Here is a 13,051-nt window from a genome sequence, read left to right as displayed (position 1 = left end):
TGAAAGGCGCGCGTGATGTCGAAATTCGGCTCCAGCCAATCCGTCCTTCGGTTCGAAGACACCCGTTTCCTGACCGGGGAAGGGCGTTACGTCGATGACCTCGCGCCCGCCGATGCGCTCCACGGTTATGTCCTGCGCTCTCCGGTCGCCCACGGTGAGATTGCGGCGCTGGACGTGGACGCGGCGCGGGAGGCACCCGGGGTCCATCTGGTGCTGACGGCTGCGGACCTTGCGACGGCGGGCGTGGCGAACGAGATGCGCTTTTCCACCGTCAAGAACCGCGACGGGTCCAAGGGCAACCGCGCGCCACGCCCGATCCTGGCGGAGGGTCGCGTGCGGTTCGTGGGCGACGCATTGGCCTTCATCGTGGCCGACACGCTCGCCCAGGCCAAGGACGCGGCGGAGCTGATAGAGCTGGACATCGACGACCTGCCAGTGAAGCTGGACCTTGCCCCAGGCGGGCCGGTCATCCACAACAGCGCACCCGACAACGTAGTCTACGATTTCGGATTGGGGGATGAGGACGCGACCGATGCCGCGCTCTCTGCTGCCCATAGGGTCGTGACGCTCACCTCCCACGACAACCGCGTGATCGTGAACGCGATGGAACCGCGCGGATGCTACGCGGAGCTGGAGGGGGACCGTCTCCATGTCGCGGTGAACGGGCAAGGTGTCTGGGGCACGAAATCGGACGTGGCGCGGACACTTGGCCTGGACGAGGGCGACGTGCGTGTGACGAACCCCGATGTGGGCGGCGGCTTTGGCATGAAGGCGATGGGGTATCCCGAACAATTGCTCGTCGCCTTCGCCACGAAACAGACCGGACAACCGGTGCGCTGGATCGGGGAACGCACGGAATCCATGCTGTCGGACAATTCCGGCCGCGATCTGGACGTCACCTGCACGCTTGGCTTCGACGCCGACAACCGGATCACGGCCTACAAGGTCGACAGCCTGTCCAACATGGGCGGATATAATTCGCAATTCGCCCAAGCCATTCAATCGCAACTGTTTTCCCGCGTGTTATGTGGGCCCTACGACATCCAGACCACGTATTTCCGCAACCGCGGCATCTTCACCAACACCACGCAGGTCGACGCCTATCGCGGCGCGGGGCGACCCGAAGCGATCTACGCGCTGGAGCGTGTGATGGATTTCGCGGCGCGGGAACTGCAGGTCTCTCCGGTGGAGCTGCGCCGCATCAACTTCATCGCGCCGGACGCCTTTCCCTACCGCTCCGCGACGGGGGAGCTTTACGATGTCGGCGATTTCGACCGTGTCCTGCGCCGGGCGGAGGCGGAGGGCGATCTGGCCGGGTTCCCCGCCCGCCGCGAAGCGTCCGAAAGCGCGGGGAAACTGCGCGGGCTGGGGATTGCCTATTACATCGAAAGCATCCTCGGCGATCCCGAGGAAACCGCGAAGGTCGAGCTGACGGATGGCGGTGCCACGCTCTATGTCGGCACCCAATCCAACGGGCAGGGGCACGAGACGGTCTATCGCCAGATCCTGCATGATCAGACCGGCCTGCCGTTTGACCAGATCGAGGTTGTGCAGGGCGACAGCGACCGGATCGCCAAGGGCGGCGGCACCGGCGGATCACGGTCGGTCACGGTTCAGGGAACGGCGATGCGGGCCATGGCGGATATGCTAATCTCGCAACTGACCGCGTTTCTTGAGGCTGACATGGATACGCCCGACATGACATTCGACACAGAGGAGGGCGTGTTCCGCGCCCCCGGCTCGAACGTGGTCGTGACCCTGCTGGAGGCGGCCGACCGCGCCCGCGCGGCGGGACAGGCGGAGCTTGCGACCGCCTCACGCACCACCACGCTTGACGGCCGCTCCTACCCCAATGGCTGCCACATCGCGGAGGTGGAGATTGACCGCGACACCGGTGAGACGCGCGTGGACCGTTACACCGTGGTCGATGATTTCGGCGTCCTGATGAACCCGATGCTGGCCGAAGGTCAGGTCCATGGCGGCGTCGTGCAAGGCATCGGACAAGCGATCATGGAACACACGGTCTTCGACGCCGATGGCCAACTTCTGACCGCGACTTTCATGGATTACGGCATGCCGCGCGCCGAGGACACGCCCTTCATCGCGTTTTACACCGAGGAAGTGCCCTCCACCGCCAATCCGCTTGGCATGAAAGGCTGTGGGGAGGCCGGAACGGTCGGCGCTCTGGGGGCGGTCGCCAACGCCGTGCAAGATGCGATGTGGCCCCTTGGCCTGCGGCAAGTGGACATGCCGTTCACGCCTGCACGGGTCTGGAAGATGCTGAAGGACGCAGAGGCCATTGCCGCGGAGTAAGGGGGGCATATGGGCGTGGCTGCGCGGGCTGCGACAGGCCGATCCACCGGCGCAGGAGCCGCAAACCAGCGGCTGCACCCATGTGATCTTGCTCGACGGTACGATGTCGTCCCTCTCACCGGGTCACGAGACCAATATCGGCCTGACCTATCGCCTGTTAAAGGAGCTGCCGCCGGATACCGGGATACGTCTTTACTACGAGCCGGGCATCCAGTGGCGCGGTGTGTCCCGCGCCCATGAGGTGATGGCGGGGATCGGCATCAACCGCCAGATCCGCCGCGCCTATGTTTGGTTGTCCCAGGGCTGGAAACCAGGCGACCGCGTGGTCTTGATGGGCTATTCGCGCGGGTCCTATGCGGTGCGCTCGCTTGGCGGGTTCATCGACCGGATGGGCCTGATGCGCACGGGCGCGCTCAATCAGCAGCGGGTGGAGGCGCTCTACGACCTCTACCGCGAAGACCCCGACAGCCCCGCCGCCGATGCGATGCGGCGGCAATTCTGCGGCGATGCGATCCCGATCGCGTTTCTGGGCGTCTATGACACCGTGCGCGCCCTCGGCATCCGCTGGCCGGTATTCTGGCGCATGCTGCCCCTGCCGCACCCCTACCATAACCACGCGCTTGGCCCCCATGTGGTCGTCGCCCGCCACGCGCTTGCGCTTGATGAGACGCGGGTGGCCTATGCGCCGGTGCTGTGGAACACCAACCGCCCGCTGGCCGGGCAGGATGTGGTCCAGATGTGGTTCGCGGGCAGCCACGGTGACATCGGCGGCCACCTCAACGGACATCACGCTGCGCGGCCCCGGTCCAACCTGACCCTCAACTGGATGCTGGCAGAGGCGGAGGCGGCGGGCCTGTACCTGCCAGAGGGGTGGACGACGCGCTTCCCGGCGGATGCGGATGCGCCCTCGGTCGGGACATTCGGCGGCTTTGGCAAGCTGCTGTGGATGCGCCGCCGCCGCCGCACCGGGCAGGACCCGTCAGAGGCATTTCATCCCACCGTGCGCGACAGGGGGCGGGTCCCCGTCACCGAAACCCCGGACCCGGACGCCACACCGGCCAGCTGAGGTCAGGTCCCGCGCGGCTTGGCGCGCAAGGTCGGATCGGCCTGTCTTGGGTCCTCGGGCCAGGGATGGCGCGGATATTTCGCCCGCATCTCCTTGCGCACCTCGCTGTAGGAGCCGTCCCAGAACCCCGGCAGATCGTTCGTGACCTGAACGGGCCGTTGCGCGGGTGACAGCAGCACCATCCTGAGCGGCAGCTTGTCCGGTCCGATGCGCGGATGCGTCGTGGTCCCGAACACCTCCTGCAGGCGAAGCGCGATTTCCGGTGCATCGCCGGAGTAATCTATCGCCGCTTTCCGACCCAACGGCGTCTGCCAATGGTCCGGGGCCAGCTTGCCCACCTGCTGCAGCAGGTCCCAACCCAGCCACGCCTCCAGGGCCGGGGCGGGGTCGAACCGGGACAGGTCGGCCGCCGTCTTCATCCCATGAAGGAAAGGCGCGGCCCAATCCTCCAGATTGTCCAGCAGCGCCGTGTCCGACACGTCCCGCAGGCCCGAAAACGCCACCCGTGCCCGCAACAGCCGCGCGCGTTTCGACCAGCCAAGCGCGCCGATGCCGAGGTCGCGTATCCCGTCCAACAGCGCCCCTGTCATGGCGTCCTGCGGCGCGTCGGCCCAGATGCGGTCATCCAGCACAAGCGCGCCAAGGCGTTCCTGCTGCCGCGCCTCCACCCGGCGGTGGCGTTTGGACCAGGTACAGACATCGTGCCACGCGATCCGGCCGGCAAACACGTCCCGGATCTCTGCCTCCGTCACCGGAAGGGCGGCGCGGATGCGCGCTTCCGTCGGGTTGCCGTCAAGATCCGTCGCCACGATCAGCCGCGCCCCGCCAAGCGTGTCGCCATCGGGCAGGACCGCACCCTTGCCGCCCGACAGGACATAGCGCGGATCGCTGCCCTTGCGGCGCAATCCGATCCGGTCGGGATAGGCCAGGGCCGCTTGCGCTCCGGGATTGCGCGGCGCGCCGCCCTCGAACTTCTGCAGGCGCTTGGCCTCCGCCCGGATCTGCGCGATGGCACCGGGATCGGCATGATAGGCCTTGGGATTGTCCAGCGCCTTCAGGCGTTTGGCCAGATCGACGCCCGCGCCCCGCATGGGGTCGCGTTCCGACATCAGCGCTGCCAGACGCGCGGTCCCGCGCCCGCCGATGCTCAGCATATGGGCGAGCCGCGGATGCAGGGGCAGGCTCGCCAAGCGGCGGCCATGGGCGGTGATCCGATCCTGAATGTCCAGCGCGTCAAGGCTCCGCAAAAGCGCGCGGGCCTCCGCCAGTGCGCCCTCGGGTGGCGGGGTCAGGAAGGCAAGCCCATCATCCGCACCCCAAAGCGCCAGTTCCAGCGCCAGGGGCGCAAGGTCCGCCGCCTCGATCTCTGCGGGTGGGAAAGCAGGTAGTGCACCCTCTGCGCCTTTCGTCCACAGCCTGTAGCATACGCCTGGTGCAACGCGGCCCGCGCGGCCCCGCCGCTGCGCGGCCTCCGCCCGGCTGACCGGCTCCGTCACCAGCCGCGCCATGCCCGACCCCGGATCGAAGCGCGCGCGCCGTGCGCGGCCCGCATCCACGACGATCCGAATGTCCTCGATGGTCAGCGAGGTCTCGGCGATGGATGTGGCCAGCACCAATTTGCGCCCCTGCGCCTCCGGCCGGATGGCGGCGCGCTGATCTGCCAGTTTCATCGCCCCGAAAAGCGGCCGCAGGTGAACATCTTCCGGCAATCGCCCTTCCAGCGCGGCGGCACAGCGCCGGATCTCGCCCTCGCCCGGCAGGAAGACGAGGCAGCCCCCAGCATGGGCCGCCATGGCGTCCAGCACCTGATCCGCCACCGCCCGTTCCAGCCGCGTATCCGTGGGAAGGGGTTTGGGCAGCCAATGGGTCTCCACCTCGAACGCCCGCCCGTCGGAGGAGATGAGTGGCGCATCGTCCAGCATTGCGGCCACCGGTGCAGCGTCGAGCGTTGCCGACATCACGACGAGCCACAGATCCGGGCGCAGGGCCCCGCGCACCTCCCATGTGAGGGCAAGGCCGAGATCGGCATTCAACGAGCGTTCGTGGAATTCATCGAAGATCACCGCGCCGACGCCCGCAAGCTCCGGATCCGATTGCACCATGCGGGTCAGGATGCCCTCGGTCACGACCTCCACCCGGGTGTGCGGCCCCACGGCGCTGTCACCCCGGACGCGGTAGCCGATAGTCTCCCCGACACGTTCCCCCAAGGTCTCCGCCATCCGTTCCGCCGCCGCACGGGTGGCCAGACGCCGCGGTTCGAGCATCAGGATGCGCCCCTCGACCCGAGACAGCAGGGCCAGGGGAACCCGCGTCGTCTTGCCCGCACCCGGCGGCGCTTGCAGGACCGCGCGGCCCTCGTGTGCAAGGGCGCCCAGAAGCTCCGGCAGGATGGCGTCGATGGGAAGGTCCATGATGCCCCTGCGATAGGTGGCGGGCGCTTGGGCGTCAACGGCTGGACAGCCGGGGCCGCACCGGGTTCAACTGCGCGCAACGGCAGCGCAAGGATGAATGTGGTGGAGCTTGCAGACCAGATCGCGGCGGGCAACAGGCGGGCGCTGGCGCGCGCGGTAACGCTTGTGGAAAGCACCCGCGCCGATCACCGGGCGGAGGCCGCGGATCTGCTGGAGCGGCTGCGCGGGCTCAACCGGCAGTCCCTGCGCATCGGTCTGTCGGGGACACCGGGGGTCGGCAAGTCGACCTTTATCGAGGCCTTCGGAATGCAACTGATCGCGGCGGGCCTGACGGTCGCGGTTCTGGCGGTCGACCCATCATCGGCTCGCTCGGGCGGGTCGATCCTGGGCGACAAGACCCGCATGGATCGCCTCAGCCGTGAGAAGGGGGCCTTTATCCGCCCCTCGCCCTCCTCCGCCGCACTGGGTGGCGTCGCCCGCCGCACGCGGGAGGCGATCAGCCTGTGCGAAGCCGCCAATTTCGACGTGGTCCTGATCGAGACCGTGGGCGTCGGCCAGTCCGAGACGATGGTGGCCCAGATGTGCGACCTGTTCGTGCTACTCCTTGCGCCCGCAGGCGGGGATGAGCTGCAAGGGGTGAAGCGCGGCATCATGGAAATGGCGGATCTGATCCTCATCAACAAGGCCGATGGCGAATTGAAGTCGACGGCGACGCGGACGGTCGCGGACTACGCCGGGGCGCTGCGCCTGTTGCGCAAACGGCCCCAGGATCCGGAGGATTTTCCGAAAGCCATGGCGGTCTCCGCCACCGAAGGGCGCGGCCTTACCCAGGCATGGGCGGAGATGCAGGCCCTCGCCCAATGGCGCCGCGACGAGGGGCATTGGGATCACAGCCGCGCCGCGCAGGCGGCCCATTGGTTCGATTACGAAGTGCGGGAGGGGCTTCTGGCGCAACTGCGCGACGATCCCGACCTGCGCGCCGCAATGGCGGAGCGGTCGCGCGACGTGGCGGAGGGGACGGCAACCCCAAGCGCCGCGGCGCGGGAGATCCTTCAACGCCTCGGCGTGGGCGCGCCGCCCGACTGATTTCAGCCCTCGACCGGCCCGTAAAGCACACCGCGGTAGCGGATGATCAGCCCCAGCCCCTTCACCTCCGCATGGACATCGAAGGCGATCCCGCCATCCTCCGTCACATGCTCCACCCCCTCGCAACTGCGCAGGACACCGGGGGGAAGTTTCAGGCCGAATGCCGTCACCCCGGTGATGGGGATGTGCAAACGCTCATCCCGCACCTCGGGTGCCATCAGGAATTCGCTGGTCCCGACCCGTTCCGCCACCACCCCCGGCGCGTGAAGCCATTGCAGCGAGCGGGTCACGTGCCCGTCGAAGTTCCGCTCCCAAATCTCATGATCGCCGTCGCGGGTGGCGCGGAAGCTGAAGGGCATCTCGCCCGATTTGCCCGGCATCCCGCCCGATTTCGCGACCCGGCGCGCCAATGCACCGCCATGGCTGACCGTGACGAGACCCTTGTAGAGGTGACTGTCCTCCACCGCATGAAACACCTGCAACGCCTCGGGTAAGTCGTCAAAGGCGGCGCCCATGGCATCGGGATAGAGCATCAGGCGGCCTCCGTTCCGCGGTCGATGAACCGGGCCATCAGCGCCGGTTCGGGCATCATGCAGATGTCGTAGCGCCCGAACAACGCATAACGGTTCCTTGCGATGCGGTTGTAGAGGAAGGTCTTCAGCGGTCCCGGCAAGATGCGTACCACACCGAGCGCGCGGTAGGGCCAGCCAAGCGCCCGCATCGCGGCGGCGAAACTGTCAAGATGGGTGTAGATCACGCCGTCGACGATGATGAGATTGGTCTGGAAGTCGTCGGTCGGCAGGTCGAGCGCGATGAACAGGTCCGTGCCAAGGGCGGATTGGGCATGGGCGAAATGGAACCGCTCGGCGCGATCCACGCGGGTGATGAAGCGGAAAAAGCCGGAGCAGAGTACGCATTCGCCGTCAAAAACGATCAGGTCGCGGCCTGCCAGACGCGCCTGTAAGGATGGGGGAAGATCGGAGACCTTGGCCATGACCCGACGGTAGCGTGCCCGCGCGGCCATGGGATGCGGCGCAAGGTCACCGGGTCGGCCTAACGAAAGATCCCGTCGCCCTGTTCCTTGATCATCTGCTTGGCCTTGAGGACGGAAATCTTCTCCGCCTCCTCCGGCGACTGGCATTGATCGGCCCGGATCAGGTGGTGCACCTTCGTCTCCCCGTCGATATCCTTCTCGATCCGCGCGCCGATCCGGTAGCCGCCGCTTTCCTTGGTCGGGGCAGGGTAGATCCGGTAGCCCTCATGCTCCTCGGCGGGGGTGGAAGATTTGGCGGCGTTGGAGCCGCCACCGAAAAGCTTGGAGAGGAAGGAAATGGGCGGCGCTCCGGTTCGTTCGGGTTGCGAGGGAAGGTAGCGCGATGGGGTGGGGAGGGGAAGATGAGGCGCTTGTGCACGCGTGCACAAGTGGGTCAAGATGCTGGAATCATTCGATAAACAGAATTTCGTTTACGTTTGATTAAGCATGTTTGGCGGTTGCGGCTTCCGATCCGCGCTACGGCAGATGGCGCAGCGGTTTTTCGGCGACGATCGGCGTCAAGCTGGATTGATGAGCCAAGGCGGTGTCGGGCCTCGGTGCGGCGATCCGGACAGGTCGTGTTTGGCAGTTTATGGTGGCCAGGTCTTTGTGACTTAACGGGCGGAGTGGGTGCGGCAGCCAAATCGCCGGGCCGTGGGGAGGCCCGACGATGGCGGGGCGGCTGCGCCGCTGTTAACCCGCCCTAGGGAACAATGTGCGAAGCTTGGCGTGCTCCTGTCCGTACCGCGGCTTGGTCGATCCCAATTTAAACGCGACGTCGGGCGCTATTCGTCTTTCAGATTCGAAATTAACTCGCCGAGTGCTTCCGAAACACGCTGCCGGAATACATCGTTATCGTCCGTCATCATCTCATTGCCGAGACGCAACTTGTCTAGCTCATTGGCCTATCCAACTGGAAGCCGGGTCGCCTCATTTGCTCAATCGCGTAGGCCAAGAGCTGAATTGCTTGACTCGTAGCAAGATGCTTAGCCTCAATCAGGCCAACCAAATCATGAATGAGTTGCGAAACGGCGGCGTCAGACTTGGCCATTTTCTACTGATCCAAGAACGACCGCAACTTCCGGCTCCGCGACGGATGCTTCAGCTTCCGCAGCGCTTTCGCCTCGATCTGCCGGATACGCTCGCGGGTCACGCTGAACTGCTGGCCCACTTCCTCAAGCGTGTGGTCCGTATTCATACCGATACCGAAGCGCATCCGCAGAACCCGCTCCTCACGCGGCGTCAAGCTCGCCAGAACCCGCGTCGTCGTCTCTTTCAGGTTCTCCTGAATGGCCGAATCGAGCGGCAGGACGGCGTTCTTGTCCTCAATGAAATCGCCAAGCTGTGAGTCTTCCTCGTCGCCAATCGGCGTCTCCAGCGAAATCGGCTCCTTGGCGATCTTCATCACTTTGCGGACCTTCTCCAGCGGCATCTGCAGCTTTTCGGCCAGTTCTTCCGGCGTCGGCTCGCGGCCGATTTCGTGGAGCATCTGGCGGCCGGTGCGAACCAGCTTGTTGATCGTCTCGATCATGTGGACCGGGATGCGGATCGTGCGGGCCTGGTCGGCGATGCTCCGCGTGATCGCCTGACGGATCCACCACGTCGCGTAGGTGGAAAACTTGTAACCGCGGCGGTATTCGAATTTGTCGACGGCCTTCATCAGGCCGATGTTGCCTTCCTGGATCAGGTCTAGGAATTGCAACCCGCGATTGGTGTATTTCTTCGCGATGGAAATCACGAGGCGCAGGTTGGCCTCCACCATTTCCTTCTTGGCCTGGCGGGCTTCTTTCTCGCCCTTCTGGACCTGGTTCACGATGCGGCGGAATTCGGGGATGTCGAGGCCGACATATTGGCCGACCTGGGCCATGTCACCGCGCAATTCTTCGATCTTGCCGGAGGAGCGTTCCATCAGCGCCTGCCAGCCGCGCCCGGACTTCTCGCCCATGCGCTCCATCCAGGTGGGATCAAGTTCCTGCCCGCGATATTCCTCGATAAATTCGCGGCGGTTGATGCGGGCCTGGTCGGCGAGTTTCACCATGGACGAGTCGATGGACATGATCCGGCGGTTGATGCCGTAAAGCTGATCGACCAACGCCTCGATCCGGTTGTTGTGCAGGTGCAACTCGTTGACCAGTTCCACGATCTCGGAGCGCAGGTGCTGATATTCCTTCTCGGCCTTGGCGGAGAAGCTGTCATCCTCATTAAGGGTCGCCGAAATCCGGCTGTCCTGCATTTCGCTGAGCTTGATGTAATCGCCCGCGATGCGGTCGAGCGTGGCAAGGACCTGCGGCTTCAGCGCGGCCTCCATCGCGGCCAGCGACATGTTCGCGGCCTCGTCCTCATCCTCGTCCTCATCCTTCTGGATGGGGTTGCCGTCGGCGTCGAGTTCCTGCTCGGGCTCTTCCTTCTTGGCCTCGGGCGCGGCGGCGGGGGCGGCACCGGGGGCGGGCGCGGGGTTGGAGCCCGGCTGCACCACGGGGGTGTCGCTTTCCTCGCCCATCTGGCGGCCGAAGGTGGTGTCGAGGTCGATCACGTCGCGCAGCAAGATGTCTTCGTCCAGAAGTTCGTCGCGCCAGATCGTGATAGCCTGGAAAGTGAGCGGGCTTTCGCACAGGCCCGCGATCATCGTGTTGCGCCCGGCCTCGATCCGCTTGGCAATCGCGATCTCCCCCTCGCGCGAGAGGAGTTCAACGGAACCCATCTCGCGCAGGTACATGCGCACGGGGTCGTCGGTGCGGTCCAGCTTCTCCGTTTCCGTCGCGGCGACGGCCACTTCGCGTGAGCCGGAGGTTTCCACCACATCGGTGGAGCCCTTGGTGTCCTCGCCTTCCTCGGCCTCTTCATCCTCGATGATGTTGATGCCCATCTCGCTGAGCATCGACATCACGTCCTCGATCTGTTCGGAGGAGACCTGTTCGGGCGGGAGGACCGTGTTGAGCTGATCGTAGGTGATGTAGCCCTTCGTTCGGGCGTCGGCGATCATCTTCTTGACGGCGGTCTGGCTCATGTCGAGACCAAGTTCCTGGTCGTCGCCGTCCTGTTTTCGATCGTCGGTGTCTTTGGCCATGCGGTCCATTCCCTTGGGCTTGAAAACGATTCGGGGTGAGTCGTTTCCTTGCATCTGCAACTGACTCTAACCCGAATCAGTGATTCGGAAAGGCCTAGTTCCTTGTTTTCTTGCCCTGTCCGGCGGAGGAGAGCAACTGGTGGAAGGCAGAGCGTGCCTCGGCGGTTTCGCCGAATTGCTCTGCATTCTCCTCTCCCTTGGGGTGCAGCGCGGCGTGTTTTCCGCGCACCGCCTCGGTCAGGCGGAAGGCAAGCGTGTGATCCTCGTCATCGGTGACATCGCCCAAGTCCTGGGCGGCTTCCACCATCTCCTCCTCGATCGCGCGAGCGGCGTCGATTTTGACGAATTCCTCGGCCAGGCAAGTGGCCGCACGGTCGGGATCGCCCTCACCCAGAAGGAACGGTGTGATCGCCAAGTGGGAAAGCCCCATCAGGCTTTCAAGAGCCGCGCGCAGGGGAGAGGCGGAAATTTCGTCGAAAAGCGTGCCTGGGTCGCGGGTTGTGGTGCCAAGCAGGTGCCGGGCCAGCGCGCGATGGTCGGGATTGCGCGGTGACAGGCGGTCCAGTTCCGCTTCATAGGCGTCGATGAGGTCGGGGAACCGGATCAGCGTGGCGATGATCAGCCCGGTGCGCAAAACCTCTCCGTTCAGGGCGCCGGCCTTGGCGCGGGTGGCGGCCAGCGGGGCCTGAGCCTCGGCGAAACCACGGCCCTTCCACTGGCCCGGCCGTCCGCCCCGCCGTTGCGGACCGTTCCATTGCGGACGGAACAGCGCGCGGCGCATCTCCGCGATCGCATCGGCGTAGTGGCGGCGCAGGCCGGGATCACCGATCCGCTTGAGCGCCTCGCGCAGGCGGGCGTCGAGGGCGGAGCGGCGTTCGGGGCTGTCGAAGACCTGCCCCTCCGTTTCCCGCTGCCAGAGCAGGTGGACCATCGGCATGGCCTTGTCGAGCAGCGCCTGCATCGCGCCCGCGCCCCGCGCCCGGATCAGATCATCGGGGTCCTGGCCTTCGGGCAGGATCACGAAACGCAGGGACTTGCCGCCTTCCAGAAGGGGCAGGGCCAGATCGACCAGCCGCATCGCCGCCCGCAGCCCCGCCTTGTCGCCATCCAAAGCCACGATGGGTTCGTCGGAAATGCGCCAGAGCAGCCGCAGCTGATCCTCGGTGATCGCCGTCCCGAGGGGGGCGACGGCGGCCTCGAACCCGGCTTTCACCAGCGCGATGACATCCATGTAGCCTTCGGCCACGATCAACGGCTGGCCTTTGCCCGCCGCTTCCCGCGCGGGGCCGTGATTGTAGAGCGCGCGGCCCTTGTCGAAGAGCGGGGTTTCGCGGCTGTTCAGGTATTTGGCGCGCGCGTTCGGGTCCATCGCCCGGCCACCGAACCCGATGCAGCGGCCGCGGGGATCGCGGATCGGGAAGATGATCCGGTCGCGGAACGCATCATAGGGCGCGCCACCATCGTCGGGTTGCGCGGCGATGTTCGCCTCGACCAGATGCTCGGGGTTGAGGCCCTTGCCGGTCAGGGCCTGAAAGGTGGCGTCGCGGGCATTGGGGGCGAAGCCGATCTCGAACCGATCCAGCGTCGCCTCGTCCATGCCGCGCCGTTCCAGATAGGCGCGCGCCTCGGCCGCCGCCTGGGTCTTCAGTTGCAGGCGGAAATGGGAAACCGCGGCCTCCGTCACTTTCGCCAATTCCGCGTTCCGATCCGCCTTCTCCTGCGCCTTCGGGTCGCGTTCGGGCATCGTCATGCCGGCTTCCCGGGCGAGGATTTCGACGGCTTCCATGAATCCCACATTCTCCGTCTCGCGTACGAAAGAGATCATGTCGCCCTTCGCGTGACATCCGAAGCAATAATAGAAGCCCTTGCGGTCCTCCACGTGGAAGCTGGCCGTCTTTTCCTGATGGAACGGGCAGGGCGCCCACATGTCGCCCTTGGCCTGGTTGGATTTGCGATTGTCCCAGACGACCTTGCGGCCTACGACCTGCGCCAGCGAGGTGCGGTTTCGAAGCTCATCAAGGAATCCGGGGGGCAGGCTCATGGGACCAATATCGGGGCGCGCCGGGGGAGTGTCC

General features: G+C 65.6%; 9 protein-coding genes. 3 read left to right on the top strand and 6 right to left on the bottom strand.

What is annotated here, in order from left to right; genetic code table 11:
• Nucleotides 1–15 precede the first annotated feature (15 nt).
• On the top strand, nucleotides 16–2,313 hold the full coding sequence (locus KUW62_RS13005) for a xanthine dehydrogenase family protein molybdopterin-binding subunit (RefSeq protein WP_224815894.1): 2,298 nt from the start codon (nucleotides 16–18) through the stop codon (nucleotides 2,311–2,313).
• Nucleotides 2,300–3,379, top strand: a complete 1,080-nt coding sequence (locus KUW62_RS13000) for a DUF2235 domain-containing protein (protein WP_224815893.1) — start codon at nucleotides 2,300–2,302, stop codon at nucleotides 3,377–3,379. Before KUW62_RS13005 ends, KUW62_RS13000 begins: the two co-directional genes overlap by 14 nt.
• Nucleotides 3,380–3,381: 2 nt before the next feature.
• Here the strand turns inward: KUW62_RS13000 and hrpB are convergent, their stop codons facing one another.
• Nucleotides 3,382–5,790 (bottom strand): ATP-dependent helicase HrpB, encoded by a 2,409-nt coding sequence (gene hrpB, locus KUW62_RS12995; protein WP_224815892.1) that lies wholly within the window; start codon nucleotides 5,788–5,790, stop codon nucleotides 3,382–3,384.
• Nucleotides 5,791–5,883: 93 nt separating this feature from the next.
• On the opposite strand from hrpB, the gene meaB reads away from it, so the two are divergent.
• Nucleotides 5,884–6,876 (top strand): methylmalonyl Co-A mutase-associated GTPase MeaB, encoded by a 993-nt coding sequence (gene meaB / locus KUW62_RS12990; protein WP_224815891.1) that lies wholly within the window; start codon nucleotides 5,884–5,886, stop codon nucleotides 6,874–6,876.
• A 2-nt stretch (nucleotides 6,877–6,878) separates the two neighbouring features.
• On the opposite strand, the gene KUW62_RS12985 is transcribed toward meaB, so the two are convergent.
• The 5 genes from KUW62_RS12985 to dnaG all read right to left on the bottom strand — a co-directional run bounded on the left by KUW62_RS12985 (nucleotide 6,879) and on the right by dnaG (nucleotide 13,017).
• A complete protein-coding gene (locus KUW62_RS12985) occupies nucleotides 6,879–7,409 on the bottom strand; it encodes a DUF4166 domain-containing protein (protein WP_224815890.1) in 531 nt (176 codons plus the stop codon).
• On the bottom strand, nucleotides 7,409–7,900 hold the full coding sequence (locus KUW62_RS12980) for a thiol-disulfide oxidoreductase DCC family protein (protein WP_224815889.1): 492 nt from the start codon (nucleotides 7,898–7,900) through the stop codon (nucleotides 7,409–7,411). The genes KUW62_RS12985 and KUW62_RS12980 overlap by 1 nt, the downstream gene beginning before the upstream one ends.
• Nucleotides 7,901–7,929: 29 nt before the next feature.
• Entirely contained in the window at nucleotides 7,930–8,307 is a 378-nt protein-coding gene (locus KUW62_RS12975; protein WP_255599018.1) for an HlyU family transcriptional regulator, read from the bottom strand.
• Between the two features lie 656 nt (nucleotides 8,308–8,963).
• Nucleotides 8,964–10,976 carry an RNA polymerase sigma factor RpoD gene (gene rpoD / locus KUW62_RS12970; RefSeq protein ID WP_224815888.1) on the bottom strand — a complete coding sequence of 671 codons (2,013 nt, stop codon included), beginning with the start codon at nucleotides 10,974–10,976 and terminating at the stop codon, nucleotides 8,964–8,966.
• 94 nt (nucleotides 10,977–11,070) lie between these two features.
• Complete coding sequence (gene dnaG / locus KUW62_RS12965) at nucleotides 11,071–13,017, bottom strand: DNA primase (RefSeq protein WP_224815887.1); 1,947 nt, start codon at nucleotides 13,015–13,017, stop codon at nucleotides 11,071–11,073.
• Between the last annotated feature and the right edge of the window lie 34 nt (nucleotides 13,018–13,051).

It is taken from the genome of Hasllibacter sp. MH4015, assembly GCF_020177575.1.
Lineage (GTDB): Bacteria > Pseudomonadota > Alphaproteobacteria > Rhodobacterales > Rhodobacteraceae > Gymnodinialimonas.
The sequence above is the reverse complement of the archived record's forward strand: the minus strand, read 5'-3'. Positions and strand labels throughout refer to the sequence as shown.